Origin of the sequence: Delftia sp. WY8 (assembly GCF_018437695.1) — a bacterium.
GTDB lineage: Bacteria > Pseudomonadota > Gammaproteobacteria > Burkholderiales > Burkholderiaceae_C > Comamonas > Comamonas tsuruhatensis.
Genome location: NZ_CP049795.1, coordinates 3,030,502 through 3,056,753, shown reverse-complemented (window position 1 = coordinate 3,056,753; position 26,252 = coordinate 3,030,502). Strand labels below are relative to the sequence as shown.

Sequence of the window (26,252 nt, the reverse complement as noted above, 5' to 3'; positions counted from 1 at the left end):
GGTCTTGGTCCGTACAGTGCCAAGGCATGAACACCCCATACCCCACCTCTGCCGCATGGCCCCGGGCCGTGCTCTTCGACCTGCTGACCGCCTTGCTGGACTCCTGGACCGTCTGGAATGCGGCCGCCGGCAGCGAGGCTGCCGGGCGCGACTGGCGCGCCGAATACCTGCGTCTGACCTATGGCTGCGGCGCCTACCAGCCCTATGAGGATCTGGTGCGCACGGCGGCCCGCAACCGGGGCCTGCCCGAGGCGGTGGCCGACAGGCTGGAGGCGCAATGGGAGCAGCTGCAGCCCTGGGATGGCGCACGCGAGCTGCTGGCCGCCCTGCGCCCGCACTGCCGCCTGGCCGTGGTGACCAATTGCTCCGAGCGCCTGGGTCAACGTGCCGCCGCGCTGCTGGGAGTGGATTGGGATGTGGTGGTGACCTCGGAAGCAGCAGGCTTCTACAAGCCCGACCCCCGGCCCTACCAGCTGGCGCTGGACCGGCTGGGGCTGCCTGCGGGCCAGGCCGCCTTCGTGGCCGGATCGGGCTATGACCTGTTCGGCACCTCGGCCGTGGGCCTGCGTACCTTCTGGCACAACCGCGTGGGCCTGTCGCGGCCCACGGGCGCGCCGCAGGCCGAGGCCGAAGCACCCACGCTGGCGCCGGCACTGCCCTGGCTCAGGGACTTTTCCCCGCAGCAGGGCTGAACCCCGAGGGTGCAGCCGGTGCTGTGCCCGCCGTCCTTTTCTGTCCACCCTTGTGAGGAGCCTGCCATGCAGCTGCGTCCAGCCCTGCCGTTGTCCCTTGTGTCCGCATTCCCGGTCCTGTCCATCGTCTGTGCCATGGCGTGGAGCCAGGGAGCCCTGGCGCAGGCCGGCGCTGCCTTTCCGGCCAGGCCGGTCACGCTGGTCGTGCCGTTTCCCCCGGGAGGCCCCAGCGATGCGCTGGCCCGTGCCGTGGCTCAGAAGATGGGGGAGCATCTGGGCCAACCCCTGGTGATCGAGAACCTGGGTGGCGCCAATGGAACCATCGGCCTGAACCAGGCGCGCAAGGCCGCCGCCGACGGCTACACCCTGTCCTTTGGCGGCATAGGCACGCATGTGGTCAATGTGGCCTTGTACCGCAAGCTGCCCTATGACCCCGTGGCCGACTTCGCCCCTGTGGGACCTGCGGGCGCGGCGCCCATGCTGCTGCTGGCGCGTGCCAATCTGCCGGCCTCCGATCTGCGCCAGTTCGCCGAGTGGCTCAAGCGCAACCAGGCCGCAGCCTCCTATGGCAGCGCCGGCGTGGGCTCGATATCGCACTATGGGTGCGTGCTGCTGCTGTCGGCGCTGGGCCAAAGCCCCACCCATGTTCCCTATCGCGGGATCGCGCCTGCCATGAACGATCTCATGGGCGGACAGACCGATTTCATGTGCGACCAGACGACGACGGCGCTGCCGCAGATCGCGGGCGGCCGCATCAAGGCGATTGCGGTGCTGGGAACACAGCGCCTGGCTCAGCTGCCGGGCACGGCGGCCAGCGCCGAGGCCGGCCACCCCCTGCAGGCGCGCTCATGGAACGCGATCTTCGCACCACGCGGCACGCCGCCGGCGGTGCTCGCGCGGCTGACGCGGTCGCTGCAGCACGCCATGGGCGATGCGGGCCTGCGCGCACAGATGGCCGCGCTGGGGGTGGAGCTGCCGTCGCCCGAGCAGGCCGTGCCGGCCACGGTCTCCGCCTTGATCGAACAGGGACTGCGCAACGACGTGCCTGCCCTCAAGGCCAAAGGCCAATACCTGGATTGACGATGGAGAGAGAAACACCATGCAAGACACACTACTGACCCTGGACACGCCCGCTGCCGTGATCGACCTCGCACGCATGCAGCGCAACATCCACCGCATGCAGCAGCGCATGGACGCGCAGGGCGTGCGCCTGCGCCCCCATGTGAAGACCAGCAAGAGCGTGCCCGTGGCCGCCGCGCAGCGCGCGGCCGGGGCCTCGGGCATCACGGTCTCCACCCTGAAGGAGGCCGAGCAGTTCTTTGCCGCTGGCACCACCGACATCCTCTATGCAGTCAGCATGGCGCCGCACCGCCTGCCGCAGGCCCTGCAACTGCGCCGGCGCGGCTGCGATCTCAAGCTCATCGTGGACAGCGTGGCGGCGGCCCAGGCCATTGCCGCGTTCGGCCGCGAACAGGGCGAGGCCTTCGAGGTATGGATAGAGATCGACACCGACGGCCACCGCTCCGGCGTGGGCGCCGAAGATGCGCCGCTGCTGCTGGCCATTGGCCGCACGCTGCACGACGGCGGCATGCGCCTGGGCGGCGTGCTCACGCATGCCGGCTCCAGCTACGAGCTGGACACGCCCGAGGCGCTGCAGGCGCTGGCCGAGCGCGAGCGCGCCGGCTGCGTGCAGGCCGCCGAAGCCCTGCGCGCGGCCGGCCTGCCGTGCCCCGTGGTCAGCGTGGGCTCCACGCCCACCGCGCTGGCGGCATGCCGGCTGGACGGCGTGACCGAGGTGCGCGCAGGCGTCTATGTGTTCTTCGACCTGGTGATGCGCAACATCGGCGTGTGCACGGCCGAGGACGTGGCGCTGTCGGTGCTGGCCACCGTGATCGGCCACCAGGCCGACAAGGGCTGGGCCATCGTGGACGCAGGCTGGATGGCCATGAGCCGCGACCGGGGCACGGCGAAACAGCGGCAGGACTTCGGCTACGGCCAGGTCTGCGACCTGCATGGCGAGGTGATGCCGGGCTTCGTGCTGACCGGCGCCAACCAGGAGCACGGCATCCTGGCGCGCGCTGATGGCGCGATAGAGGCCGACATCGCCGCCCGCTTTCCCCTGGGCACGCGGCTGCGCATCCTGCCCAACCATGCCTGCGCCACGGGCGCGCAGTTCCCGGCCTACCAGGCGCTGGGGGCAGATGGCTCGGTGCAAACCTGGGAGCGGCTCCATGGCTGGTGAAAACGGGATCGATCTGCGCCATGCATCGCCGAACCTGCCTGCGCCGGGCGGCCACTACAGCCACACGGCCATGGGCCAGGGGCTGGTCTTCGTGTCAGGGCAGCTGCCCATACGGCCCGACGGCACGCGCCTGGTGGATGCCAGCTTCGAGGACCAGGCGCGCCAGGCGCTGGCCAATCTGGCAGCGGCGCTGGAGCTGGCCGGCAGCGGCGTGCCGCGGCTGCTGCAGGTGCGCGTGTACCTGGACGACATGGCGCACTGGCCGGCCTTCGACCGCCTCTATGCCGACTGGGTCGGCACGCACCGGCCCGCGCGCGCCGTGGTGCCCACGGGGGCGCTGCATTTCGGGTTGAAGGTGGAAATCGAGGCCGTGGCGCTGGCCTGAAGAAAGCCCGGCCCGAGGGGGCCGGCTGCCGCTACTTCAGCCAGCCGCGCTTGCGGAAATACAGCATGGGCCCGACGGCGCTGAGCACCATGAGCGCGATGACGTAGACGTAGCCGAACTCCCACTCCAGCTCGGGCATGAAGCGGAAGTTCATGCCGTAGACGCTGGCGATCAGCGTGGGCGGCAGCAGGGCCACGCTGGCCACCGAGAAGATCTTGATGATCTTGTTCTGGTTGATGTTGATGAAGCCGACGGTGGCATCCATCAGGAAGTTGATCTTGTCGAAGAGGAAGGCCGTGTGGCTGTCCAGCGATTCGATGTCGCGCAGGATCTGGCGCGCTTCCTCGAACTGCTCGGCATTGAGCATCTTGGAACGCATCATGAAGCTGACGGCGCGGCGCGTGTCCATGACGTTGCGGCGGATGCGGCCGTTCAGGTCTTCCTGGCGCGCGATGGCGCCCAGCACTTCGCGGGCCACGTCGTCGGTCACGTCGCCGGACAGCACCATCTTGCTGGCCTTCTCCAGGTCGTCGTAGATGCCTTCGAGCGTATCGGCCGAGTACTCGGCGTCGGCGTCGAACAGCTTGAGCAGCACGTCCTTGGCCTCGTCGATCAGGCCCGGCGCGCGGCGCGCGCGCATGCGCAGCAGCCGGAAGACCGGCACGTCCTCGTCATGGATGGAGAACAGCACGCCGCAGCTGCGCAGGTTCTTGTTGTGCTCGTTGACGATGAAGGCCACGCGCACGGAGCGGGGGTCCTCGTCATCGTCGATCAGGAAGTCGCTGCGGATGTGCAGCTCGCCGTTGTCTTCTTCGTAGAAGCGGGCCGATTCCTCGATGTCGTCGTCCATCGCATCTTCGGGGATGGACAACTCGTAGTGCTGCTTGATCCAGCGCTTTTCCTCGACCGTGGGCGACTCCAGGTCCACCCAGATCGGCTTGAAGCGGGACAGCTCCTCCAGCGACTCGATCTCTTCTTGAACCAGGCGGCCATTGGCCAGCGTAAAGATGTTGAGCATAGGCTCACTCCAGGTGTTCTTCTCAGGCGTGCGGGGTATCGGGGGTGCTTTCAACCCCACAGGCCAACCGGGAGTTGAAAGCTACCAACTGGGGTAGGTTTCCACGGAGCTTTCTCCAAGATGCAAAGCATCGGATTATGCAGCGTTGCGCTGCAGCATGCGGGCCGGCCGCGCTATTCGGAAGCGGCTCCAGGGGGCATCTGGCGGCCTGTCACAAAAGCCTGGGCATGGCACAGGTCGGCCCAGGCGCCGGCCTTGGCCTGGGGGGCGCGCAGCAGATAGTTGGGGTCGTAGCTGACCACGGCCGGCACACCGGCGATGCGGTGCGGCTCGGCGCGCAGGCGGCCCAGGGCCTCCTGGCGCCCCAGCACGGCGCGCGCCGTGGCCAGGCCCAGCACCAGCACGCAGGCCGGGCGCAGATCGCGCAGCAGTGCCTCCAGCGACGGTTGCAGGGCCGGGACCTCGGGCGCCTCCTGGCCTTCGGCCGGAGGCTGCACGCGGTGCAGGGCGGCGCTGTACAGGCGCGGATGGTCCTGCAGGTTCAGCGCGCGCAGCATGTTGTCCAGCAGCCGGGCCGCGTCGCCTTCCAGCGCGGTGCGCGCGCAGTCGGGGCCGGGGCGCCGGGCGGGCGGCAGCGGCAGGGAGTTGGCCGGCGGCTCCAGCAGGATCAGCCAGCCGCCTTCGCCGCCATCACCGGCCGGCGGCGTTGCCGCATACACGGGACGCACGGGGCCCAGCCGCCAGCCCAGGCCCGGTGCGCCGGCCACGGGCTGCTGCACGTAGCGGCGCGGCGGGCGTTCGCGTTCGGGGATGACGGGTGCGGGAGAGGCGTGCACGGGTGCGGGAGGCGGTGGCGCCTGGACCGGCGCCTGAACAGGCACCTGAACGCGTGCGGGCGTTGGCGCGGCGACAGGCGACGATGCAGCAGGCGCCGGTGCATCAGGCGCCGGGAGGGGCGCCTCCTGCACGGGCGGCGGAACGGGGCGGGCCGCCGGCGGATCCGCCAGGGGCGCCGCTGCAGGCGCATCGGCGGGCGCAGCCAGGGCCTCGGACAGCACGGCGGGCGCGGTCTCGGGTTCGGGCAGCCAGACAGTGATGCCCATGGCATGCAGCATGGCCCGCTGGCGGGTGTCTAGATTCAGGGCCATAGCTTGAGGCTCATGAGCACGGCATGCTCGCGCGGGCCGTCGTGCATGGGGTAGTAGTTCTTGCGCAGGCCCACCTCCTGGTAGCCATGCGCGGCGTAGATGCTGCGTGCGCGGACATTGCTCTCGCGCACTTCCAGCCAGATCCATTGGGCCTGGCGCTGGCGCGACCACAGGGCCAGGGCGTCCAGCAGGATGCGGGCCCAGCCCTGGCGCTGGCGCGCCGGGGCCACGGTGATGTTGAGCAGGTGCACCTCGTCGAGCACGATCATGGCGACGAAGTAGCCGACCAGCCCGCCCTGGGCATCCACCAGCAGCTGGGTTTCATAGCCGGCCGCCATGGCGTCGATGAAGTTGCCGCGCGTCCAGGGATGGGAATAGGCCTGCTGCTCCACGGGCAGCAGCGTGTCCAGCCACAGCACGTTCAGCGGCTCGAAGCGCACGCTGTCCCGCTCCGACGCCAAGGCGTCGGTCAGGGGCGGCAGCGGCCGCGAGGGCTGTGGCGTGTGCGTGCTCATGCCTGGGCAGGAGGGGTCTCTGTGGTCTGCACGGGTGAAGCAAGCGCGGCTGCCGCCTTGGCAGCCTCGCGCTCGGCCGTGGTCTGCGCGACTTTATCGCGGATGTAGCGCGGCAGGGCCTGGTCGGCCGGCAGGGCGCGGTCGGCCGCCAGCATCGCAGGGGCCAGGCGCAGCATGGCGGCGGCCGTGGGCAGCGCAGCCACATGGCTGGCCTGGGGCGCCAGGCGCTCGCCATAGGCGGCCAGGGCGTTGCCGGCCACCACGGTGCCGGGCGGCAACTGCAGGGCCTCGGGCGCGCACAGGCCGAAGTCGCCGCTTTGCTCGCCGATGTCGTTCCAGCGGCCATCGGCCCAGTGGTAGGCGGCGTGGTAGACCTCGTTCATGCGCGCATCGATCACGGCGATGAGGTCGGTGCAGCCGTATTGCATGCGCGCCTGCTCGGCCACGGCCAGCAGGCTGTCCATGGGCAGCACGGGCACGCGGGCGGCAAAGGCCAGGCCCTGGGCCACGGAGCACGCCGTGCGCAGGCCCGTGAACGAGCCCGGACCCCGGCCGAAGACGATGGCCCGCAGCTCGGCGAACTCCAGTCCGGCCTGGGCCATGAGGGCCAGGATGGCGGGGATCAGCTCGGTCGAGGTCTGCGGGCCGCCGGGGCCGCTGTGTTCCCAGACGGCATCGCCGCGCTGCACGGCGATGGAGAGGGTGTCGGTACTGGTGTCTAGGGCAAGAAGATTCATGGCTTGGGGCAGGCGGCGGTGCCGCAGCAAGTGCAGGATTATCGGTGCCCCGCCCGTCCCGCGCCCGGCAGGGCTGCAATGACCGGCGTAGACTTGCCGGCCATGTTGCATCTTTCGACGTCTTCTTCCCTTATTTCCTCGATTTCCTCCGCCTTCTCTCTTGGATTGCCGCTTTCCCGCCGGGGCCTGGCGGCCGCGCTGCTGGCGGCGTCCGTCCTGCCCGGCGTGGCAAGCGCCCAGGCAGATGCGCCCACCTCGCCGGCCTCGCTGTCCACCAAGACTGCACGCGAAAGCCGGCTGCCCCCGGCCGTGGAGGCGGCGCTTGCGCGCGCCAAGCTGCCGCGCGACGCGGTCTCGGCCCTGGTGGTCGAGGTCGATGGCCGGGCCGCTCCGCGCCTGGACTGGCAAAGCCATGTGGCCATGAACCCGGCCTCGGTGATGAAGCTGGTCACCACCTATGCGGCGCTGGACCAGCTGGGTCCTGCCCATGTCTGGCGCACGCCCGTCTTCCTGGGCGGGCCGGTGCAGGACGGCGTGCTGCGCGGGCCGCTGTACATCCAGGGCCAGGGCGATCCCAAGCTCGTGATGGAGCGGCTGTGGCTGATGCTGCGCCGCCTGCAGGGCATGGGCATCAAGGTCATCGTGGGCGACATCGTGCTGGACCGCAGCGCGTTCTCCGTCCCCGCCCACGATCCCTCCACCTTCGACAACGAGCCCTGGCGCCCCTACAACGTCGCGCCCGACGCCCTGCTGGTCAACTACAAGGCCGTGACGGTCGGCTTTGTGCCCGACGCCGCGGCGGGCGTGGCGCGGCTGCAATACGATCCGCCGCTGGCCGGAATCCAGCAACAGGAAACCGTGCCCCTGGCGCCGGCAGGCAGCGAGTGCGGCGACTGGCGCGCCCGGCTGCAGCTGGACATGGCCGACCCGTTGCGCATCGCCTTTGCCGGCACGTTCCCGGCCAGCTGCGGCGACAAGAGCTGGTCGCTGGCGCCGGCCCAGCCCGAGGCCTTCGCGGCGCGCGCCATCGAGGGCATGTGGCGCGAGCTGGGCGGCAAGCTCACGGGCACCGTGCGCGACGGCCGCGTGCCGGTCGGCCTGCAGCCGGCCTTCCAGAGCGAATCGCCCTCGCTGGCCGAGGTGGTGCGGGACATCAACAAATACAGCAACAACGTCATGGCCCAGCAGGTGTTCCTGACCATGGGCATGCAGCGCACCGGCGTGGCCAGCTTCGAGGCCTCGCGCCAGGTGCTGGGCCAGTGGTGGCAGGCGCGCTGGGGTGCGGCCGAGCAGCCCGTGGCCGACAACGGCGCGGGCCTGAGCCGCGAGGCGCGCATCACGGCCTCCGGCCTGGGCCGCATGCTGCAGCAGGCCTGGGCCTCGCCCGTGATGCCGGAGTTCGTGGCCTCCATGCCCATCGTCGGCGTCGATGGCACGCTGCGCCGCAGCCTCAGCCGCGTCCAGGGCATGGCGCACCTGAAGACCGGCACGCTGCGCGATGCCTCGGCCCTGGCCGGCTATGTGGATGGCGCCAGCGGCCGCCGGTACGTGCTGGTGGCCATGGCCAACCACGCCAATGCGGCCGCCGCGCGCGCGGCCTGGGATGCGCTGGTGGACTGGACGGCGCACGACCGCTGATACGCCGCCTGCGCTCCTGTTCCAGGGCCTGCTTTTGCAGGCCCTTTCCGTTGTGTTTCCGCCTCCTGCCCGGCAAGGGCCTTGTCCTGCCTGCGGGCGCCAGACCGGTATTTATCGTCTATTCGCCCGCGTGCGAAATGCCCGGTCGGCCCGCGATTCCTATCGGTACTTGCCCGGTGTCGCCAAGGTGCGACTGTCGCTACGATGGCAATCACCAAAAAAAGCACGGTCGTGCTATTCACAACACTTCACGGAGATCACACCTTGGCAAATCGTTATCGAATCCTCGCGGCCTCCCTGGCCACGGCCGGCCTGCTGGCCGCTTGCGGTGGCGGCAGCGGCGCCGACACCACCCCCCGTGCCAAGATCACCTCCGTCAAGGTGATGGGCGACAGCCTCTCCGACAGCGGCACCTTCGGCTACAAGTTCACCGTGCAGAACGCCACGCTGACAGGCGCCGGCTCCAACCAGGTCTGGGCCGAGCGCGTGGCGGGCCTGTACAACATCTCCCTGTGCCCGCGCTTCAACGGCACGGCCTTCACGCCCAACACCTCGTGCAACAACTACGCCGTGGGCGGCGGCCGCATCAACTACACCAGCGCGCCCACGGCGCCCATCTCCATCACGCAGCAGATCCTGCTGGCCGGCGCGGCGGGCTTCACGGCCGATGACCTGGCCGTGATCGACGGCGGCGCCAATGACGCGGCCGACGTGATCGGCGCCTTCCTGGCCGCTTCCAGGGACCAGGGCGCCAACTTCAAGGCGCTGCTGTCCACCAAGATCGACGCGGCCACGCTGGGTGCGCTGCTGCAGCAGGGCCAGGCCGGCATGGCCCAGGCCGGCGGCCTGTACATGCAGAACCTGGCCAAGGGCTATGTGTCCACCATTCAGGCGAATGTGCTGGGCAAGGGCGCCACGCGCGTGGCCATCCTCAACGTGCCGGCCATCACGCTGACGCCGCGCTTCCAGCTGGTACTGCAGTCGGTGGCCCAGCAGCAGGGCTCGGCCGCCGCCGCCCAGCTGGAGACCGTGTTCGACGGCTGGGTCAAGGCCTTCAACCAGCAGGTTGCCACCGGCTTCGCGGGCGAGAGCCGCGTGGCCATCATCGATTTCTACAGCGAGTTCCGCCAGCAGATGGCCGACCCCGCCCAGTACGCCTACACCAACGTGAAAAAGGCGGCCTGCCCTGCCACCGGCGCGGGCGCCGACGGCCTGCCCACCTACAGCTTCCCGACCTGCACCGAGGCCGCGCTGTCCGCCTCCATTCCCGTGGGCGAGACCAGCGCCAACTGGTGGAAGAGCTATGCCTTTGCCGACAGCTTCCACCCCACGCCCTATGGCCATCAGCAGATGAGCCAGCTGGCCTCCCGCACCCTGGCCCGTGCCGGCTGGCTGTGATCGCAGTCATGCAGCACGAGGAGACACATCCATGAAGACATTCCTGCGCATCACCGCCGCCGTGGCCATGGCCACGGCCTGCATGGCCGCCACCGCCCAGTCCGCCGGCACCTGGAGCGTGCGCCTGGGCGCCACGCGCATCGATCCCCAGACCAGCAGCGGCTGGCTGAGCACACCCAGCTTCCCCGACACCCGCGTGGACGTGAAGGCCAACAGCCAGCTCACGGGCGGCGTGACCTACATGGTCACCAACAACTGGGCCATCGACGTGCCCATGGGCCTGCCGTTCAAGCATGACTTCGTGGGCAATGGCGCCATCTCCGGCACGGGCAAGCTGGGCCGCACCAAGGTGCTGCCCGCCACCGTGTTCGCGCAGTACCGCTTCGGCGAGGCCAACTCCGCCTTCCGCCCCTACCTGGGCCTGGGCGTGACCTATGCCAAGTTCTTCGGCGAGCGCACCACGGCCTCCCTCAACGGCCTGACCGGCGGCACGCTGGCCAACCCGACCACGGCCTCGGTGGACAGCAAATGGGGCCTGACGCCCCAGATCGGCTTCGTCTACAACTTCAACGAGCGCTGGTTCCTGGACGTGGCCTACTACAAGAGCTTCCTGAAGACCACGGCGCACCTGTCCTCGGGCCAGAGCGTGTCGCTCAAGCTCAATCCGAACGTCTACGCCATCGGCATCGGATACCGCTTCTGACAGGTCGCAGTCCCCAAAGAAAAACCAGCCCGCGGGCTGGTTTTTTCATGGAGGGGGACTGCGCCTACTTGGCCGTGGGCATCACGAATTCCGCGCCCTTGGGCGTGCTCTCGGGCCAGCGCTGCATGATGCTCTTTTGGCGGGTATAGAAGCGCACGCCTTCCTCGCCATAGGCGTGCATGTCGCCGAACAGGCTGCGCTTCCAGCCGCCGAAGCCGTGCCAGGCCATGGGAACGGGAATCGGCACGTTGATGCCGACCATGCCGACCTCGATGCGGCGGCCGAACTCGCGCGCCACATTGCCGTCGCGCGTGAAGCAGGCCACGCCGTTGCCGAACTCATGGTCGTTGACCAGCTGCACGGCCTCGGCGAAGTCCTTGGCGCGCACCACGGCCAGCACGGGGCCGAAGATCTCTTCCTTGTAGATGCGCATGTCGGGCGTGACATGGTCGAACAGTGTGCCGCCCAGCCAGAAGCCGCCCGAGGTGTCCGTGCCTGTGGAGGCGCCGGCCGCCTTGCCGTCGAAGCCCCGGCCATCGACCAGCAACTGCGCGCCTTCCTTGACGCCCAGGTCGATGTAGCCGCTGATGCGCTCGTGTGCGGCGCGGGTCACGATGGGGCCCATTTCCGCGGCCAGGTCCTCGCCGTCCAGCACCTTCAGCGCCTTGGTGCGCTCGATCAGGCGCGGCAGCAGCTGGTCGGCCACGTCGCCCACGAGCACGGCCACGCTGATGGCCATGCAGCGCTCGCCGGCCGAGCCGTAGCCGGCGCCGATCAGCGCGTCCACGGCCTGCTCGATATCGGCATCGGGCATGACCACCATGTGGTTCTTGGCGCCGCCCAGGGCCTGCACGCGCTTGCCGTGGCGCGCGCCCGTCTCGTAGATGTAGTTGGCAATGGGCGTGGAGCCCACGAAGCTCACCGCCTTCACGTCGGGATGCTCGATCAGCGCGTCCACCGCCTCCTTGTCGCCCTGCACCACGTTGAACACGCCGTCAGGCAAGCCCGCCTGCTTGAGCAGGTCGGCGATCAGCAGCGACGGCGTGGGATCGATGGGGCTGGGCTTGAGCACGAAGGTATTTCCCGCCGCAATGGCCACCGGGAACATCCACATCGGCACCATCACCGGGAAATTGAAGGGCGTGATGCCCGTGACCACGCCCAGGGGCTGGCGCAGCGTCCAGTTGTCGATGCCGGTGGAGACCTGGTCGGTGAAATCGCCCTTGAGCAGCTGCGGAATGCCGCAGGCGAATTCCACGATGTCGATGCCGCGGCTGACTTCGCCCTGCGCATCGGTGAAGACCTTGCCGTGCTCGGCCGTGATCGCATGGGCCAGCTCGTCCTTGTGCTGGTTGAGCAACTCCAGGAAGCGCAGCAGCACGCGTGCACGGCGGATGGGCGGCGTATCGGCCCACTTCGGGAAGGCCGCCTTGGCCGCCGCCACGGCGGCATCGACATCGGCGCGCGAGGCCAGGGCCACGCGGCCCGTGACCTGGCCGGTGGCCGGGTTGGTCACGTCCTGCCCGCGGTCGCTGGCACCTGCCGTGCGCTGGCCGTTGACGTAGTGGACGATGGAAGCGAAGGAGGTGTTTGCGGTGTTCATGCCAGGCAGTCTAGAAGTGCGCTTTCTGCCTGCCTAGGCGCTGCGCTTGAATTGATTGTTCAATTTGCTGAACAATCCATGTATGGCAAATGAAAAACCCGATGCCAAGGCCGAGGCCTTGTGGAGCCACCTGCACTGGCTGGTCGTGCTGGAGCAGCAGGGCAGCTTCACCTCGGCCGCCGCGCGTTTGGGCGTGAGCAAGGCGGCCATGAGCCAGCGCGTGGCCGAACTGGAGCGTGCAGCCGGCATCGCCCTGGTCACCCGCACCACGCGCAGCGTGCGCCTGACCGAAGCGGGCCAGCGCCTGGTGGACGACACGCGCGGTGCCTTCGAGCACATTGCCCACAGCTTCTCCGGCGTGCGCGACCTGGCTGCCGCACCGCGCGGCCTGCTGCGCGTGACGGCGCCGCTGGCCTTTTCGCGCCAGCAACTCATGCCGCGCCTGCCGGCCTTCCTGCGTGCCCATCCGCAGATTCGGCTGGAGCTGGACCTATCGGACCAGATACGCTCGCTGGCGCTGGAAGGGTTTGATCTGGCCATACGCCACGTCACGGCGCCGCCCGAAACCCATGTGGCCTGGGCGCTGGCGCCCACGCGCTCGCTGCTCGTGGCCAGCGCGGACTACCTGGCCGCGCACGGCACCCCGTCCACGCCGCAGGACCTGGCCGCGCACCACTGCCTGCACTATCCGCGCACCCAGGGTGCCCCGGCCTGGAGCTTCGTTCCCCGCGACGCCGGCGTGGACGGCGTGCGCGTCGTCGTTCCCGTGACCGGCGGCTTTGCCGCCAACAACAGCGAAATCCTGCGCGACGCGGCACTGGCCGGCCTGGGCATCGCCCTGGTTCCGGACTTCAGCGCGCAATCAGGCCTGGCCTCCGGCCACCTGAGCGAAGTCCTGCCCGGCTGGCGGCCCGTCGACGCCTTCGGCGAACAGCTGTTCGCCATCCGCCCCTACGCCAGCCACGTGCCGCGCGCGGTGGCGGTGTTCGTGGACTTTCTGCGGGAGTCGTTTGCGGCGGGGTTCATCCGCTGAGGGCGAGCCCTCAGGCCTTGATCCCCAGCTTGTCCACCAACTGCTTGAACACCGCGTTGTCGCGGTCGATCACGGCCTTGAATTCGGGCTGGTCCAGGTAGCCCTCGCCCATGTTCTGCTTGGCCATGGTTTCGCGCAGGACGGGGTCCTTGAGGGTCTGGGTCATGGCCTTGCGCAGGGTCTGGACCACGGCGTCGGGCGTGTTGCGGGGCACGGCCAGGCCGCGCCAGCCGCCGATGAGCAGGTCGATGCCGCGCTCCTTGAGCGTGGGCACGGCTTCCCAGCCGGCCTGTATGCGCTGCTCGGCCATGATGGCCAGCGGGCGGATCTTGCCGGCCGCCACATAGGTGGCCACCTCCACGGGCGTGACGGCCACGGCCTCGATGTGGCCGCCCAGCAGGTCGAGCACGGCGGGGTTGGCGCCGCGGTAGGGCGCGTGGTTGAACTTCACGCCCGCCTTGTCCTGCAGCGCGGCGGCGGCCAGGTGGCCCAGCGAGCCCGGGCCGGCATTGCCGATGCGCACCGCTGCCTCGTCCTTGCGCGCGGCGGCGATCAGTTCCTCGATGCTGCGATAGGGCGAGTCGGCACGCACGGCGATGGTGGCGGGGTCGGCGTTCAGGCGGGCCACGGGCAGCAGGGCGTCGGAGCTGATCTTGGTCAGCCCCATGTGCGGGATCATGGTCAGCTCGACGGTGATGATGCCGATCTTGTAGCCGTCCGGCCGGGCATTGGCCAGCTCGGTCCAGCCCACGGCGCCGCTGGCGCCTGCGCGGTTGAGCACGATCAGGTCCTGCGGCAGGTGCTTGCGCGCCACCTCGGCCAGCGCGCGTGCCAGCACGTCGGTGCCGCCGCCGGCAGCGAAGGGCACGATGAGTTCGATGGGGCGCTGGGGCCAGGCGCCGGCAGGCGCTTGTGCCACGGCGGGCAGGACGGGCGCTGCGGCCAGGGCGCCGAGTGAGCGGATGAAATGGCGGCGGGATGCGGTGGTCATGTTGTCTCCGGAATCTGTTCTAAGTGTCTTTTGTCGCTGCTGCGCTTCAATCCATTTTGATTTGGGCCGCCTTGATCACGCCGCTCCACAGCGCCTGTTCCGAGCGCACGAAGCCTGCGAACTGCTGCGGCGTCATCTCCATGGGCTGTATGCCGATCTCTTCGAGCTTGGCACGCGTTTCGGGGTGGCGCAGGGCTGTGGCCAGGCTCCTGTTCAGGCGCTCGGTGAGTGCAGGGCTCAGGTGGGCGGGGCCGACGAAGCCCTGCCAGGCATAGGCTTCGAAACCGGGCACGCCGGCCTCGGCCATGGTGGGTACGTCGGGCAGGATGGGCAGGCGCTGGGGCGTGGCCACGGCCAGCAAGCGCAGCTTGCCCGCGCGGATGGCCGAGATGCTGGGCGGCAGGTCCACGAACATGGACTGGATCTGGCCGGCCATGAGGTCCTGCAGCGCCGGGGCCGAGCCCTTGTAGGCCACGTGCAGGATCTGGGTGCCCGTGCGCTGCTTGAACAGCTCCAGCGCCACGTGCAGCGGCGAGCCCGGCCCCGACGAGGCCGAGGAGATGCCGCCCGGCTCCTTGCGCGCCATGGCCAGGAATTCCTGCACGTTCTTCGCAGGGAAGGACGGATGCACGGCCAGCACCAGCGGCATGCGGCCCAGGCCGCCGATGTAGCTGAAATCCTTGCCCGCGTCATAGCTCAGGCGCGCATACATGGCGGGGTTGAAGGCCAGCGTGCCCGAGTCGGCCGTGCCCAGCGTGTAGCCATCGGCCGGGGCGCGTGCGATCAGCGTGGCGCCGATGATGCTGGCCGCGCCGGGACGGTTGTCCACGACCACGGGCTGGCCCAGGTCCTTGCCCATCTGCACGGCCAGCTGGCGCGCGATCACGTCTGTGGTGCCGCCCGGTGCGTAGGGCACCACCCATTTGACGGGCTGGGTGGGCCAGGCTGGCGCACCCTGGGAGGACGGGGCTGGGGTGGATTGCGCCTGGGCGGTGCCCATGCCCAGCGTCAGCAGGGCGCAGGAAAGCCAGGCCTGGCGGTGCAGGGCCATTGGGTTGAACAGCATTTTTTGTCTCCGGTGGTTTTTATGGGTGTCTGTTGCGCCGTGCGTCAGCGCGGCCGCAGCATCCATTCATGCGCGGGGTCGTTGCGAAAGGCCCAGCGCCGCTCGGGCCCGGCCATGGTGTTGAGGTAGTAGAGGTCGTAGCCGTGCGGGGCCACGCAGGGGTGGTAGCCGCGCGGCACCATCACGGTGTCGCGATGCTCCACCGCCATGGCCTGGTCGATGCTGCGGTCATCGGTGTAGACGCGCTGGAAGGCAAAGCCCTGGCTGGGGTTGAGCAGGTGGAAGTAGGTTTCCTCCAGCACGGTCTCGGCGTCCGGCGCGGCGGGGTCGGCGCTGTCGTGCTTGTGCGGCGGGTAGCTGGACGAGTTGCCCGCCGGCGTGATGACCTCGACCACCAGCAGGGACTCGGCCGCCTCGGTCTCGGGCAGGATGTCGCAGACATGGCGCGTGTTGCTGCCCTGGCCTCGCACGCTGCGGCGCATGCTTTCGGGCGCGATCACGCGCGTGGCATGGCGGCCCGTGGCGGGTGCGGCGCTCAAGGCAACGTCGGCTGGGCTGCGCGCCGTGATGCGCAGGCTTTGGCCGGGCGGCACGTACACGGCCGTGGGCGCACTCTCCTCGAACACGCTGGCGCGGCTGCCCAGGGCGCTGAACGCCTGGCTGCCGACCTGCAAATCCACCTGGCCGGTGAGCACGGTGATGCAGTATTCAAGCGATCCCGTGGACAACTCCTCCTGCTCGCCTGCCTGCAGCCTCAGGGCCTTGAAGTGGATGTGCTTCCAGCCCGCACTGGCCGGCGTGATGTCGGTGACGATGCGGCCGGGCGCGGCCTTGACGAGCAGGCTCATGCTGCAGCTCCTTCGGTGATGTCCTGGGAGGTTTCCACGCGGCTGGCATCCCAGCCGGCGATCAGCGCACGGAAGTTGGCGGCGACGGCATCGCGCAGCGCGGCGTCGTCCAGCTCGTTGCGCAGCCACTGCAGGGCCGGGCCGGCCCAGACGCTGCGGCCGATCATGAAACCCTTGACCACGGGCGCCCGCGCCTGGGCAAAGCCCTGCACCAGTTGCTCCACGGGCTGGGACAGGCCCAGGATCACGGCGCCCCGGCACCACGGGTCGCGATCGTTCACCAGGGCGTCCAGTGCCTCCCAGTTCTCGCGCGCCATGGTGCCGACCTTCCACCATTCGGGCCTGAGGCCCAGGTCGTAGAAATGGCGTATGGCGCGCAGCACGGCCTCGCCCCGGTCGTCGGGCGCCAGCGTGTCCTTTGGCGGGATCACTTCCAGCAGCAGCTCATGGCCGCTGGCGCGCGTGGCGGTCCAGACCTGCTGCAGCCAGGCATCCTGCTCGGCGCGCAGTGCGGGCGTGTCGTCGGGGTGGTAGAAAACCAGGCATTTGACGGTATGGCTTTGCGGCCAGTGCAGCAGCTCGGAAGCCAGCGAGTCCGTGCCGTCGAAGCGCAGCGGGCGCGAGCCCGGCAGCTCGATGGGCCGGCCTATCCACCAGCCGCGTCCCGTGGCGTCGTGCAGCGCAGCCTCGCCCAGGTCGTGCCGGCCGTCGATCAGCACGCCCATGCGGCCCGCATTGCCCGGGTCGCGCTCGACCTGGGCGACCACCTCGTTGATCAGCCGCTTGAGCGGGCGCAGCCGCGCGGGCGCTGCGCCGGCCTCGCGCGCCAGATCGTCGAACTGGCTGCGGTGGTCATAGGCCAGCACGCACAGCGCGGGCCACTGCGGCCGCGCGCGGCTGACGCGGTGCAGGTGGGACAGCTCGGGGTCCTGGTCGGGACGCGGATGGCGGTGGCCCGAGAACCAGTGCGCCAGCTCGGCCTGCGTGGGCATGGCCGGCGCGCAGCCATGGCGCGAGACCACGATGGCGCCGCAGGCGTTGGCAATCGCCGCAGATTCGGCCAGGCTCTTGCCGCGCAGCAGTCCCGACAGAAGGCCGGAGGCAAAGGCATCGCCCGCGCCCAGCACATTGAGCACTTCCACGCGTTCGCCCGGCACCGTGGGCGCCTGGTCGATGGCATCGGGCACCGCGCCTTCGATCAGCGAGCAGCCCAGCGGCCCGCGCTTGACCACGAAGACGGCGCGGCTGCATTCGCGCACGCGGCGCAGGCTGGCGATCAGGTCACCCTCCACGCCGCCGGCGATCAGCCATTCCTCCTCGGTGCCGATGATGAGTTCGAACGGGCCCAGCTCGGCCTGCAGCCTGCGGCTGACCTCGGCGCTGGCGACATAGCGTGTCTCGCCGTCGCCCCGTCCGGTCAGGCCCCACAGCACGGGCCGGTAGTCGATGTCCAGCACGCGCACCAGTCCGTGGCGGCCCGCGATCTCCAGCGCCCTGCGGCTGGCGGCCAGCACGCCGGGCGCGCTCAGGTGGGTGCCCGTGATGGCCAGGCAGCGGCAGCGGGCCAGGAATTCCTCGCTGATGGCTGCGGCGTCCAGCGCCATGTCGGCGCAGTCCTCGCGGGCGAACAGCAGGGGGAAGGTCTCCTGGTCCTTGATGCCCAGCAGCACCATGCCGGTCAGGCGCCGGGCATCGACCTGCACCTGGCTGGTGTCGCAGCCCTCGCGCTGCAGCGTCTCGACCAGGAAGCGGCCGTTGTGCTCATTGCCCACGCGCGAAATCATGGCCGAGCGCAGCCCCAGGCGCGCCGTGCCGAAGGCCATGTTGCCGGAGGAGCCGCCCAGGTACTTGGCAAAGCTGCTGGCCTCTTCCAGGCTGCAGCCTATCTGCTGCGCGTACAGGTCCACGGCCAGACGGCCCAGGCAGGCCACGTCCAGCGGACGGTCGGAGGGAAAGTTCAGCATGCTCATGGTCATAGGCCCGTGCGTTGCGAGGGGCCCGGGGCGTGCGGGCCTCCCCATAATCGTTGCGTTCGTGCGATCATAGATCGAAATAGAAAATATTTTCCACAAATATGAAAAATAGAAAAACACTGGCCGATGCGGGCGCCACTGCGGCCTGCGGCCCTTACGCCGACCGCGCTGCCTTCCTGGACGTGCTGCGCCAGGGCTTCGAGGCACTGAGCCGCCAGCTCAAGGCCATAGGCCGGCATGTGGAGATGCAGGGCGACCGCCTGGCCTTCGACGGCATCCAGGCCACGGCCGAACAGTGCGGTGTGCAGCCTTCTGCCGTGGTGCGCTTTGCCAAGCATTTCGGGTTCTCGGGGTACTCGGAACTGCAGGCGCTGTTCCGCGCCGATGCGGCGCGCCAGCTCTCGGCCCAGCATGACTACCAGGACCGCATCCGGGGCCTGATCGCCTCGGGCAACGAGCCACGCAGCAGCGCGCGCCTGGCGCACGAGGTCATCGAAGGCAGCATCGAAAGCCTGCAGGCCCTGCAGCGCGGCCTGCCGCCCGAGCAGTTCGAGGCGGCGGTGGACCTCATGCTGGATGCCCCCTCGCTGTGGCTGGCCGCCTCGCGCCGCGCCTTCCCCGTGGGCGCCTACCTGGCCTATGCGCTGCAGCACACCGAAAAGCCCGTGCACTGGCTGCACGGCCTGGGCGCCATGCAAAAGGGCGAGCTGCGCGCGCTGTCGCCCGGCGACGTGATGCTGGCCGTCTCCTTCGAGCCCTATGCGCCCGAAACGCTGGAGGTGGTGGACGCGGCCCTGGCACGCGGCGCGCGCCTGCTGGCGCTGACCGACAGCCAGCTCAGCCCCCTGGCATCCCGCGCCACCGTCACCCTGCTGGCCCAGGACGCAGCCACCTTCGGCTTTCGCTCCCTGACCAGCACGCTGACCCTGGCGCAGTCGCTGTTCCTGGCGCTGGCCTACCGGATGGAGCTGGCGTACGAACCGTCCCGCAAGCCTTAGAAGAGGGTGCTGGTGTCAGCCGGCCGCCGCCGCGCGCAGCAGCCGGTCGCGCACGCCTTCCCAGTCCGGCGTGTCGGGCGGGGTCTCGATCCAGATCAGCTGGGCGCCGATCTCGTCGAAGTCGCGCAGGGCGCCGAACAGCTCGCGCGCGGTGGCGGCGGCGTCGGCGGGCATGGCGCGAAGCGTGACGGCGCGCGAGGCGGTGCGCAGCGGTGCGCGGTGGTAGACGGCCAGGTTCCGGGCGTCGGCGCCCAGCACGTCCAGCCCGGCCTGCAGCTGCCTTGCATCCATGAGCCGGACCTTGGCGTTGGGCGCGTAGTGGGCCAGCAGGGTACCGGAGGCGCGTGGGGTGTTCTCCTGCAGCTCTTCCTTGGACAGCGGGCGCTGGCCGCAGGCGCGCTCGATGTCGTCGCGCGTGATGGCGCCGGGGCGCAGCAGCACGGGCACGCCGCGCGTGCAGTCCACGATGGTCGATTCAATCCCCACTTCGCAGGCGCCGCCGTCCAGCACCAGCAGCGCGTCGCCGAACTCGTCGGCCACATGGGCCGCCGTGGTGGGGCTGACGCGGCCGAACTTGTTGGCGCTGGGCGCCGACACACCCCAGACGGGCGGCTGCAACTGCTGGCAGGCGGCCAGCACGGCATGGGCGCCGGGGTGGGAGGGGCAGCGCAGGCCCACGCTGTCCTGGCCGCCGGTCGAGGCGCGGGCGGCCTGGGGCAGGCGCGGCAGGATCAGGGTCAGCGGGCCGGGCCAGAAGGCGTCGATCAGCTGCTGCGCGAACAGCGGCACTTCACGTGCGTAGCGCGTGATGGCGCCGCTGTCGGCCACATGCACGATGAGCGGATGGTTGGGCGGCCGGCCCTTGGCAGTGAAGATCTGCGCGACGGCCGCGTCGTTGTCGGCATCGGCCGCCAGGCCGTAGACGGTTTCCGTGGGCAGGCCCAGCAGTTCGCCGCGCTGCAGCGCCTGTGCGGCGGCTTGGACAGAGGCCGCCAGCGTTCCATCAAGAATCATCGCGCGGGCCTTCAGAACGGCTCTATACCCAGGATGGCAGCGGCCTGCAGGGCGGTGGAGCGCACGGCCTCGGGCGTGGGGCCGGTGACGTTCAGGTGGCCCATCTTGCGGCCGCGCTTGGCGTCGTGCTTGCCGTACAGGTGCAGGTGGCAGCCGGGCAGGGCCAGGACCTGGTCCCAGGCCGGCGCCTGGGCCTGTTCGCCGTCCTTGAACCACAGGTCGCCCAGCAGGTTCAGCATGATGGACGGGCTGTGCTGGCGCGGCTGCGTCAGCGGCAGGCCGGTCATGCAGCGCACCTGCAGCTCGAACTGCGAGACATCGCAGGCGTTCTGGCTGTAGTGGCCGCTGTTGTGCGGGCGCGGCGCGATCTCGTTGACCACGAGCATGCCGTCCTGCAGCACGAAGAATTCGACGCACAGCACGCCCACGTAGGCCAGGCCGTCGGCCACGGAACGTGCGGCGGCCAGCGCCTGCTCGACCTGGGCCTGTGGCAGGTTGCCTTCGTAGACCTCGGTGACGGAGAGGATGCCCTCGCGGTGCAGGTTGCGCTGCACGGGCAGGTTGACCATGGAGCCGTCACGGCCGCGCGCCACGATGACCGAGCATTCATGGGCCAGCGGCAGCATTTTTTCCAGCACGCAGGCCACGCGGCCCAGTTGCTCCCAGGCGGTGGCCAGCTCGGCGGCGTTCTTCACGCGCACCTGGCCCTTGCCGTCGTAGCCCATGCGCGCGGTCTTGAGGATGCCGGGCAGCAGGCTGGCGTGCACGGCCGCCAGCTGGGCCGGCGTCTCGATCACCGCATAGGGCGCGCAGGGCACGCCGCAGCGCACGAAGTGGGCCTTCTCCTGGGCACGGTCCTGGGCAATGGCCACGGAGGAGCCAGCCGGCGAGACCGGCCGCTGGGCGGCCAGCAGGTTCAGCGCCGCGGCGGGCACGTTCTCGAATTCGGTGGTGACGGCGGCCGCCAGGCGCGCCAGCTCGGCCAGGCCCTGCGGGTCTTCGTAGCCGGTGCGTATGTGGTGGTGGCTCACCAGGCCCGCGGGGCTGGTCGGGTCGGCGTCGAGCACGGCCGTGAAATAGCCCATGGCCTGGGCCGACTGCACGAACATGCGGCCGAGCTGGCCGCCGCCCAGAACGCCCAGGGTGGCGCCGGGCAGGATCACTTCAGCGGCGCTCATGCGGCCACCGAGGGAAGCGTCATGGCACGCGCGGCGGCGGTCTGCTCGGCGCGGAAGGCTTCGAGCTTCGCCCGCAGGGCCGGGTCCTCATTGGCCAGCAGGGCCACGGCGAACAGGGCCGCATTGGCCGCGCCGGCCGCGCCGATGGCAAAGGTGGCCACGGGCACGCCCTTGGGCATCTGCACGATGGAGTGCAGCGAGTCCACGCCCTGCAGGTGGCGGCTGGCCACCGGCACGCCGAGCACGGGCACCACGGTCTTGGCGGCGATCATGCCGGGCAGGTGGGCGGCGCCGCCGGCGCCCGCGATGATGGCCTTCAGGCCCCGGCCGGCGGCGGCTTCGGCATAGGCGAACATGTCGTCGGGCATGCGGTGGGCCGAGACGACCTGGGCTTCATGGGCGATGCCAAATTGCTGAAGAATGGCAACTGCGTGCTGCATGGTCTCCCAGTCGCTGCTGGAGCCCATGACCACACCGATCTGGATGGAGTTCATGTCGTGAGGGCGCCTGCGGCCCGGCCTAGTGGAACCCGCGATTTTACTTTTTTAGTCCGGATCGGCCCGCATCCCCCTGCAAATCACCGCACAGCCGTGTGCTGCTCGCGCGCAAAACCCAGCACACGCTGGCGAAACACATGGGCCAGCCAGGCCAGGGCCAGCCCCACCTGCACGGCCAGCGACAGCCACATGCCGCTGGTGACGGGCTTGGTCAGGCCGGCTGCCAGCGGCTGGGCCAGCATGGCGGCATCGGCCCCGGCCAGGCCAAAGGCCAGCAGCGGCAGCACGATGTTGACCAGCAGCCAGGTGACGGCGAACGCGGCCAGCGGCGACTTGATGCGCCCGGCCAGCAGGGAAAAGCCCGTGGCCAGCGCGGCATCACGCAGCAACTGCGCCGTTGCCAGTGCCGCCAACTGGGCTGTACCGGGCAGGATGGGCTGGCCGCCTGCGGGCCACAGCAGCCACAGCGCACAGGCCAGCACGGCCAGCAGCCAGCTCACGGGCCACAGCGGCAGGGCCTCGAGCGCGCCACGCCAGCGCCCCTGCAACACGCACCATTGCACCTGGCGCCAGCTGCGCAGGCCTTCGTCCATGCCGTGCAGGCAGACATAGGCCGTGCCCGCCAGCGCCAGCCCCGTGGTCCATGCGAAGAAGGAGGCCGGGCCGGGGCCCTGCAACTGCATTGCATCGAGGTGCATGCCGCCAAAGGCCAGGCCCGCCACGCACAGGCCCAGCGGCCAGGCCCAGGGCAGGGTGCGCACATCCAGCCGCGTGCACAGCAGCCGCCACAGGGCCAGCAGGCCCAGCCCCAGCGCGATGGCGCCGAACAGGTAGATGGCGCCGCGCCCGTGCAGCGGTACGGACCACCACAGCACAGGGCGGCCTTCCTCGCGGCCCAGCTGCTCGGTCAACCGGCCCAGGATGGGGCCGGGCAGCACCATCACGAACAGCAGCGGCACCAGCACGAAGCGGATGCGGCGCGCGGGTTGCTCCTTCGGCCCCCAGCCCATGAGCACGGAGTGCATGCTCCAGGCCTGCAGGGCCAGGCCCCACAGCGCGGCCTGCAGCACGGCGTGCACGCCCCAGGCCAGCCCGCCCGGCTGGCCTGCCGAGGTGGCCAGCACGGCCAGCGCGCACCACAGCATGTACAGCCAGGCCGGCAGCGGGGCGCCCAGCAGCTTGCCCCAGGCCATCTGCCAGGGCGTGAGGGCTGACAGGCGCTGCCAGTCCCAGGTGTGCTGGCGCGCTTCCTCGTTGAGGCCGCGCCCGGCCAGCACGCTGCCCAGGCCGGCCGCGGCGATCCACATGCCGACCAGGGCGGCGATCAGCAGCGTGTGCAAGCGGCGGTCGGGCTGGACCAGGGCCATTGGCGTGGCCAGCAGCAAGGCGGTGAGCAGCAGGCTCCAGCCCAGCTGGGACGGCCGCCAGTTGAGCCAGAGCTGGCGCTGGAATTCGGGGTTGTGCGTCATGGCTGCTCCGCAGGGGTGGGGGTTGCTGCGTTCTGCAGGCCGCGCGCATAGCGGTCCTGCAGGCGCTCGCGCATCGGGGCCAGGCTGGCCACGGGCAGGCCGGTACCGACCAGGCGGGCCAGCAGATCGGCGCGCTCGCGCGGCAGGGTGGGCAGCCACAGCTGCAGATGCACCAGGCCCTGGTCATCGGGCGGCGGCACAGGGGTGTCGGGAAGGACCAGGTGCAGCTGCCGTGCCAGCGACCCGGCCGAGGCACCCGGGGGCGGCGCCAGCTCCAGTGCGGACAGTGCCAGCGGCGCATCGCCGCCGGCGGCAGGTGCCTTGATGCCGCCGTGCAGGGCCTCGTGGCTTTCCACGCGGCCGCCGCGCAGGCTCAGGATGTGGGTGCAGTACTCGTCCAGTTCGCTGAGGATGTGGCTGGAGACGATCAGGGTCATGCCCTGGGCCTGCAGCGCACGCATCAGCCGGGACAGGCTGGCGCGTGCCTCGGGGTCCAGGCCGCTGGCCGGCTCGTCCAGCAGCAGCACGCGCGGCTGGTGGACGATGGCCTGGCCGATGGCCACGCGCTGGCGCTGGCCGCGAGACAGCTCGGTGGGCAGGCGCTCCAGCAGATCGGCCAGGCCCAGCTGCCCGGCCACGTGCGCCACGCGCTGCGGCGCCTCGGACGGGGGCACGCCCATGGACAGGGCTGCGTACTGCAGGCAGCGCCGCACGCTCAGGCGGTCATAGAGGCCGAAGAAATCCGACAGATAGCCCAGGTGCCGGTGCACTTCGCGGGGCTGCTCCTGCACGGCAATGCCATGCACCTCGACCTGGCCCGACAGCGGCTGGTCCAGCCCGGCGATGCAGCGCATCAGCGTGGATTTTCCGGCGCCGTTGGGCCCCACCAGGGCCGTGACGGTGCCTGCGGCGATATGGACGCTGACGCCGTCCAGCGCGCGGTGGCCCGGGTACTCGAACACCAGCTGCGAAACCTTGATCAAGGCGAGCCCTCCCTCATTGTGTTGATGGCAGGCCGCAATGGCGGCTCAGCGCGCCAATATAGCCCAGCGCTGCCGCGCCTCGTCCCCGGCCGGGCGGCTTGAAATGCACGCAGCCGGCTCCCAACTGGGGTGGTTGCCGTCCATGGCGTTCACGCCCTGGGCCTTGGAATTGCTGGAGAATCACACGGTCCGCATCGGAGGCATCCGGCCGCCGAACTCCGAACCGCCACAGTTCGCGCGCCCTGGCCGCGCGCCTTGCCACAGGGTCTGATCACATGATTGATGTCACCATTGAGAATTTCGAAGCCGAAGTCGTCGCCGCCTCCATGCAGGTGCCGGTGCTCGTCGACTTCTGGGCGCCCTGGTGCGGCCCGTGCAAGACGCTGGGCCCCATCCTGGAAAAGCTGGAAGTGGCCTACGAAGGCCGCTTCAAGCTGGTCAAGATCGATTCCGACCAGGAGCAGCAGCTGGCCGGCATGTTCGGCATCCGCTCCATCCCGACCTGCATCCTGATGATGGGCGGCCGGCCCGTGGACGGCTTCATGGGCGCCCAGCCCGAAGGCAAGCTGCGCGAGTTCCTGGACAAGCACCTGCCCTCCGAAGGCGAGCTGGCGGCCGAGGCCGAAGCCGACGAGGCCCACCAGCTGCTGGAAGCCGGCGACACGCAGGCCGCCCTGCAAAAGCTGGCCGACGCCCTGGCCGCCGACCCGGCCAATGACGATGCGCGCTTCGACTACGTGCGCCTGCTGATCGCCACGGGCGGCTACGAAGAGGCCGGCGCCCTGCTGACCGAGCCGCTCAAGCGCATTCCCCAGCCCACACGCTTCGAGGCGCTCAACCAATGGCTGCAGTGCATGCTCTTCGTGCACAACGACGATCGCGGCAACTGGGAGTTTGCCCAGTTCGATGCCGTCATCGCACAGAACAAGCGCGACTTCGACACCCGCTTCGGCAAGGCCCAGGCCCTGGCCGCCGAAGGCCAGTGGGCAGCCAGCATGGACGAGCTGCTGGAAATCATCATGCGCGACAAGGAATGGAACGGCCAGGCCGCGCGCAAGCTCTATGTGGGCATCCTGGAGCTGCTCACACCCCCGAAGCCCAAGAAGCAGGACGCCATCCCCGGCAAGAGCAGCGGCGGCATCGAGCTGCTGGGCAAGGGCGCGGCCGAGCAGGACGAGGCCACGCAGCTGGTCAACGGCTACCGCCGCAAGCTCAGCATGGCGCTGAACTGAGTCCGGCCGCGCGCCGGTGAAGAGACGGGAGCCTTGCGGCTCCCTTTTTTCATGGCGAGGGCTCAGGGTGCAACCGGCTCCTCGGCCGCATGCGCGCGGTGCAGCAACTGCACGAAGCCGGGCGCATCCGGCAGATGCACATCGGCCAGGCGCCTGACCGCAATGCCGGGGGACCATGAATTCATCACCACGGCGCCGGCCAGGGATGGCAGGTCGGCCAGGGTCAGCACGGCCTCGCGCTGCGCCACGCCCAGGCGCTGCAGCTGGCGCCGCAGCATGGACTCGGTCGTGCCCGGCAGCACCTGGGCGCGCGGCCAGACCACGGCATCTCCATCCCAGAAGGCCAGGTTCCAGATGGTGGCCTCGCCAATACGGCCGTGGCGATCGGCAAAGGCGGCATCGTCAAAGCCCTGGGCTACGGCGCGACGCAGCAGATGCGTCTTCGCCACCTCGCCCACATGCTTGAGGTGGGGCAGCATGCGTTCATGCTCGAACAGCGCCAGGCTCAAGGGCCCGGCAGGGCCCGAGGCGGGTGCCGAGGTCCGCACCAGCATGCGCGGCCGCGCATCGGCGGCCGTGAATTCACCGGCAGGCGAGTACACCGTGGCGGTCAGCGACACATCCTGCGGGCCGTTGGCAAGCGCCTTCCGCAGCTGTGCCTGGACATGGTCATCGGACAAGGCCTGGCCGTACAGCTCCAGCGAGGCCTGGCGCAAGCGCTGCAGATGCAGGTCCAGCCCGCGCAGCCTGCCGCCGCGCACCTGCATGGCCGTGAAATGGGCATGGCCGGCAAAGGCCAGGGCGGCGAGTTCGGCCGCCGTAGCGGGCTGCCCATCGATAAGGCTGGTGAAGAAAGAGGCGGTTTCCATGGATTCATCCATCAACAAGTTT

At 69.9% G+C, this 26,252-nt stretch carries 25 protein-coding genes; 10 read left to right on the top strand and 15 right to left on the bottom strand.

The window, feature by feature from the left end; all coding sequences use genetic code 11:
- Positions 1–26 precede the first annotated feature (26 nt).
- From G4D77_RS14095 to G4D77_RS14080, 4 genes are all read left to right on the top strand, one after another.
- Positions 27–692: an HAD family hydrolase gene (locus G4D77_RS14095; RefSeq protein WP_034363438.1), complete on the top strand. Its 666-nt coding sequence runs from the start codon at positions 27–29 to the stop codon at positions 690–692.
- A gap of 66 nt (positions 693–758) precedes the next feature.
- Positions 759–1,772, top strand: coding sequence for a tripartite tricarboxylate transporter substrate binding protein BugD (locus tag G4D77_RS14090; protein ID WP_012202902.1), 1,014 nt, complete (start codon positions 759–761; stop codon positions 1,770–1,772).
- A gap of 19 nt (positions 1,773–1,791) precedes the next feature.
- Positions 1,792–2,934 carry a DSD1 family PLP-dependent enzyme gene (locus G4D77_RS14085; RefSeq protein WP_016452040.1) on the top strand — a complete coding sequence of 381 codons (1,143 nt, stop codon included), beginning with the start codon at positions 1,792–1,794 and terminating at the stop codon, positions 2,932–2,934.
- On the top strand, positions 2,924–3,319 hold the full coding sequence (locus G4D77_RS14080) for a RidA family protein (protein ID WP_154836053.1): 396 nt from the start codon (positions 2,924–2,926) through the stop codon (positions 3,317–3,319). The genes G4D77_RS14085 and G4D77_RS14080 overlap by 11 nt, the downstream gene beginning before the upstream one ends.
- Positions 3,320–3,350: 31 nt before the next feature.
- On the opposite strand, the gene corA is transcribed toward G4D77_RS14080, so the two are convergent.
- The 4 genes from corA to tsaB all read right to left on the bottom strand — a co-directional run bounded on the left by corA (position 3,351) and on the right by tsaB (position 6,737).
- Positions 3,351–4,337, bottom strand: coding sequence for a magnesium/cobalt transporter CorA (gene corA, locus G4D77_RS14075; protein ID WP_016449112.1), 987 nt, complete (start codon positions 4,335–4,337; stop codon positions 3,351–3,353).
- A gap of 173 nt (positions 4,338–4,510) precedes the next feature.
- Positions 4,511–5,485 carry a uracil-DNA glycosylase family protein gene (locus tag G4D77_RS14070; RefSeq protein ID WP_154836051.1) on the bottom strand — a complete coding sequence of 325 codons (975 nt, stop codon included), beginning with the start codon at positions 5,483–5,485 and terminating at the stop codon, positions 4,511–4,513.
- Positions 5,476–6,000 carry a ribosomal protein S18-alanine N-acetyltransferase gene (gene rimI / locus G4D77_RS14065; RefSeq protein ID WP_016449114.1) on the bottom strand — a complete coding sequence of 175 codons (525 nt, stop codon included), beginning with the start codon at positions 5,998–6,000 and terminating at the stop codon, positions 5,476–5,478. Before rimI ends, G4D77_RS14070 begins: the two co-directional genes overlap by 10 nt.
- Positions 5,997–6,737, bottom strand: coding sequence for a tRNA (adenosine(37)-N6)-threonylcarbamoyltransferase complex dimerization subunit type 1 TsaB (gene tsaB / locus G4D77_RS14060; protein ID WP_016449115.1), 741 nt, complete (start codon positions 6,735–6,737; stop codon positions 5,997–5,999). The genes rimI and tsaB overlap by 4 nt, the downstream gene beginning before the upstream one ends.
- Positions 6,738–6,815: 78 nt before the next feature.
- Here tsaB and dacB point away from each other — a divergent pair, with 78 nt between their 5' ends.
- From dacB to G4D77_RS14045, 3 genes are all read left to right on the top strand, one after another.
- Positions 6,816–8,375, top strand: coding sequence for a D-alanyl-D-alanine carboxypeptidase/D-alanyl-D-alanine endopeptidase (gene dacB, locus G4D77_RS14055; protein WP_154836049.1), 1,560 nt, complete (start codon positions 6,816–6,818; stop codon positions 8,373–8,375).
- A gap of 264 nt (positions 8,376–8,639) precedes the next feature.
- A complete protein-coding gene (locus tag G4D77_RS14050) occupies positions 8,640–9,773 on the top strand; it encodes an SGNH/GDSL hydrolase family protein (RefSeq protein ID WP_017404003.1) in 1,134 nt (377 codons plus the stop codon).
- A gap of 31 nt (positions 9,774–9,804) precedes the next feature.
- Complete coding sequence (locus G4D77_RS14045) at positions 9,805–10,476, top strand: OmpW/AlkL family protein (RefSeq protein WP_016449118.1); 672 nt, start codon at positions 9,805–9,807, stop codon at positions 10,474–10,476.
- Between the two features lie 64 nt (positions 10,477–10,540).
- Here the strand turns inward: G4D77_RS14045 and G4D77_RS14040 are convergent, their stop codons facing one another.
- A complete protein-coding gene (locus G4D77_RS14040) occupies positions 10,541–12,079 on the bottom strand; it encodes a CoA-acylating methylmalonate-semialdehyde dehydrogenase (RefSeq protein WP_133073068.1) in 1,539 nt (512 codons plus the stop codon).
- Between the two features lie 82 nt (positions 12,080–12,161).
- Here G4D77_RS14040 and G4D77_RS14035 point away from each other — a divergent pair, with 82 nt between their 5' ends.
- Positions 12,162–13,112: a LysR family transcriptional regulator gene (locus G4D77_RS14035; RefSeq protein ID WP_016449120.1), complete on the top strand. Its 951-nt coding sequence runs from the start codon at positions 12,162–12,164 to the stop codon at positions 13,110–13,112.
- 10 nt (positions 13,113–13,122) lie between these two features.
- On the opposite strand, the gene G4D77_RS14030 is transcribed toward G4D77_RS14035, so the two are convergent.
- The 4 genes from G4D77_RS14030 to G4D77_RS14015 are packed head-to-tail and all read right to left on the bottom strand — an operon-like array spanning position 13,123 to position 17,987.
- Positions 13,123–14,103, bottom strand: a complete 981-nt coding sequence (locus tag G4D77_RS14030) for a tripartite tricarboxylate transporter substrate binding protein (protein ID WP_133073070.1) — start codon at positions 14,101–14,103, stop codon at positions 13,123–13,125.
- A 46-nt stretch (positions 14,104–14,149) separates the two neighbouring features.
- Positions 14,150–15,169, bottom strand: a complete 1,020-nt coding sequence (locus G4D77_RS14025; RefSeq protein WP_154836047.1) for a Bug family tripartite tricarboxylate transporter substrate binding protein — start codon at positions 15,167–15,169, stop codon at positions 14,150–14,152.
- A 44-nt stretch (positions 15,170–15,213) separates the two neighbouring features.
- A complete protein-coding gene (gene iolB, locus G4D77_RS14020) occupies positions 15,214–16,017 on the bottom strand; it encodes a 5-deoxy-glucuronate isomerase (protein ID WP_154836045.1) in 804 nt (267 codons plus the stop codon).
- A complete protein-coding gene (locus G4D77_RS14015) occupies positions 16,014–17,987 on the bottom strand; it encodes a bifunctional 5-dehydro-2-deoxygluconokinase/5-dehydro-2-deoxyphosphogluconate aldolase (protein ID WP_154836043.1) in 1,974 nt (657 codons plus the stop codon). The genes iolB and G4D77_RS14015 overlap by 4 nt, the downstream gene beginning before the upstream one ends.
- A gap of 104 nt (positions 17,988–18,091) precedes the next feature.
- Here G4D77_RS14015 and G4D77_RS14010 point away from each other — a divergent pair, with 104 nt between their 5' ends.
- Positions 18,092–18,988, top strand: coding sequence for a MurR/RpiR family transcriptional regulator (locus G4D77_RS14010; protein WP_154836041.1), 897 nt, complete (start codon positions 18,092–18,094; stop codon positions 18,986–18,988).
- Positions 18,989–19,003: 15 nt separating this feature from the next.
- Here G4D77_RS14010 and G4D77_RS14005 read toward each other — a convergent pair whose 3' ends face one another.
- From G4D77_RS14005 to G4D77_RS13985, 5 genes are all read right to left on the bottom strand, one after another.
- Positions 19,004–20,002 (bottom strand): L-threonylcarbamoyladenylate synthase, encoded by a 999-nt coding sequence (locus G4D77_RS14005; RefSeq protein WP_016452030.1) that lies wholly within the window; start codon positions 20,000–20,002, stop codon positions 19,004–19,006.
- Positions 20,003–20,013: 11 nt separating this feature from the next.
- Positions 20,014–21,180, bottom strand: coding sequence for a 5-(carboxyamino)imidazole ribonucleotide synthase (locus G4D77_RS14000; protein ID WP_016452029.1), 1,167 nt, complete (start codon positions 21,178–21,180; stop codon positions 20,014–20,016).
- Positions 21,177–21,674, bottom strand: a complete 498-nt coding sequence (purE, locus tag G4D77_RS13995; protein WP_016449129.1) for a 5-(carboxyamino)imidazole ribonucleotide mutase — start codon at positions 21,672–21,674, stop codon at positions 21,177–21,179. The genes G4D77_RS14000 and purE overlap by 4 nt, the downstream gene beginning before the upstream one ends.
- Positions 21,675–21,757: 83 nt before the next feature.
- On the bottom strand, positions 21,758–23,146 hold the full coding sequence (locus G4D77_RS13990; RefSeq protein ID WP_154836039.1) for a hypothetical protein: 1,389 nt from the start codon (positions 23,144–23,146) through the stop codon (positions 21,758–21,760).
- Complete coding sequence (locus G4D77_RS13985) at positions 23,143–24,129, bottom strand: ABC transporter ATP-binding protein (protein WP_213757970.1); 987 nt, start codon at positions 24,127–24,129, stop codon at positions 23,143–23,145. Before G4D77_RS13985 ends, G4D77_RS13990 begins: the two co-directional genes overlap by 4 nt.
- A gap of 275 nt (positions 24,130–24,404) precedes the next feature.
- On the opposite strand from G4D77_RS13985, the gene trxA reads away from it, so the two are divergent.
- The gene (gene trxA, locus G4D77_RS13980; RefSeq protein ID WP_016449132.1) at positions 24,405–25,361 is read left to right on the top strand and encodes a thioredoxin; all 957 of its coding nucleotides are present in this window, start codon (positions 24,405–24,407) and stop codon (positions 25,359–25,361) included.
- A gap of 62 nt (positions 25,362–25,423) precedes the next feature.
- Here trxA and G4D77_RS13975 read toward each other — a convergent pair whose 3' ends face one another.
- On the bottom strand, positions 25,424–26,230 hold the full coding sequence (locus tag G4D77_RS13975; protein WP_154836035.1) for an aminotransferase class IV family protein: 807 nt from the start codon (positions 26,228–26,230) through the stop codon (positions 25,424–25,426).
- Positions 26,231–26,252 lie beyond the last annotated feature (22 nt).

What these genes read in the sequence shown, in the direction of transcription:
- G4D77_RS14095 (WP_034363438.1), top strand. Translation starts at nt 27, where the DNA reads ATGAACACCCCATACCCCACCTCTGCCGCATGGCCCCGGGCCGTGCTC.
- G4D77_RS14090 (WP_012202902.1), top strand. Translation starts at nt 759, where the DNA reads ATGCAGCTGCGTCCAGCCCTGCCGTTGTCCCTTGTGTCCGCATTCCCG.
- G4D77_RS14085 (WP_016452040.1), top strand. Translation starts at nt 1,792, where the DNA reads ATGCAAGACACACTACTGACCCTGGACACGCCCGCTGCCGTGATCGAC.
- G4D77_RS14080 (WP_154836053.1), top strand. Translation starts at nt 2,924, where the DNA reads ATGGCTGGTGAAAACGGGATCGATCTGCGCCATGCATCGCCGAACCTG.
- corA (WP_016449112.1), bottom strand. Translation starts at nt 4,337, where the DNA reads ATGCTCAACATCTTTACGCTGGCCAATGGCCGCCTGGTTCAAGAAGAG.
- G4D77_RS14070 (WP_154836051.1), bottom strand. Translation starts at nt 5,485, where the DNA reads ATGGCCCTGAATCTAGACACCCGCCAGCGGGCCATGCTGCATGCCATG.
- rimI (WP_016449114.1), bottom strand. Translation starts at nt 6,000, where the DNA reads ATGAGCACGCACACGCCACAGCCCTCGCGGCCGCTGCCGCCCCTGACC.
- tsaB (WP_016449115.1), bottom strand. Translation starts at nt 6,737, where the DNA reads ATGAATCTTCTTGCCCTAGACACCAGTACCGACACCCTCTCCATCGCC.
- dacB (WP_154836049.1), top strand. Translation starts at nt 6,816, where the DNA reads ATGACCGGCGTAGACTTGCCGGCCATGTTGCATCTTTCGACGTCTTCT.
- G4D77_RS14045 (WP_016449118.1), top strand. Translation starts at nt 9,805, where the DNA reads ATGAAGACATTCCTGCGCATCACCGCCGCCGTGGCCATGGCCACGGCC.
- G4D77_RS14040 (WP_133073068.1), bottom strand. Translation starts at nt 12,079, where the DNA reads ATGAACACCGCAAACACCTCCTTCGCTTCCATCGTCCACTACGTCAAC.
- G4D77_RS14035 (WP_016449120.1), top strand. Translation starts at nt 12,162, where the DNA reads ATGGCAAATGAAAAACCCGATGCCAAGGCCGAGGCCTTGTGGAGCCAC.
- G4D77_RS14030 (WP_133073070.1), bottom strand. Translation starts at nt 14,103, where the DNA reads ATGACCACCGCATCCCGCCGCCATTTCATCCGCTCACTCGGCGCCCTG.
- G4D77_RS14025 (WP_154836047.1), bottom strand. Translation starts at nt 15,169, where the DNA reads ATGCTGTTCAACCCAATGGCCCTGCACCGCCAGGCCTGGCTTTCCTGC.
- iolB (WP_154836045.1), bottom strand. Translation starts at nt 16,017, where the DNA reads ATGAGCCTGCTCGTCAAGGCCGCGCCCGGCCGCATCGTCACCGACATC.
- G4D77_RS14015 (WP_154836043.1), bottom strand. Translation starts at nt 17,987, where the DNA reads ATGAGCATGCTGAACTTTCCCTCCGACCGTCCGCTGGACGTGGCCTGC.
- G4D77_RS14010 (WP_154836041.1), top strand. Translation starts at nt 18,092, where the DNA reads ATGAAAAATAGAAAAACACTGGCCGATGCGGGCGCCACTGCGGCCTGC.
- G4D77_RS14005 (WP_016452030.1), bottom strand. Translation starts at nt 20,002, where the DNA reads ATGATTCTTGATGGAACGCTGGCGGCCTCTGTCCAAGCCGCCGCACAG.
- G4D77_RS14000 (WP_016452029.1), bottom strand. Translation starts at nt 21,180, where the DNA reads ATGAGCGCCGCTGAAGTGATCCTGCCCGGCGCCACCCTGGGCGTTCTG.
- purE (WP_016449129.1), bottom strand. Translation starts at nt 21,674, where the DNA reads ATGAACTCCATCCAGATCGGTGTGGTCATGGGCTCCAGCAGCGACTGG.
- G4D77_RS13990 (WP_154836039.1), bottom strand. Translation starts at nt 23,146, where the DNA reads ATGACGCACAACCCCGAATTCCAGCGCCAGCTCTGGCTCAACTGGCGG.
- trxA (WP_016449132.1), top strand. Translation starts at nt 24,405, where the DNA reads ATGATTGATGTCACCATTGAGAATTTCGAAGCCGAAGTCGTCGCCGCC.
- G4D77_RS13975 (WP_154836035.1), bottom strand. Translation starts at nt 26,230, where the DNA reads ATGGAAACCGCCTCTTTCTTCACCAGCCTTATCGATGGGCAGCCCGCT.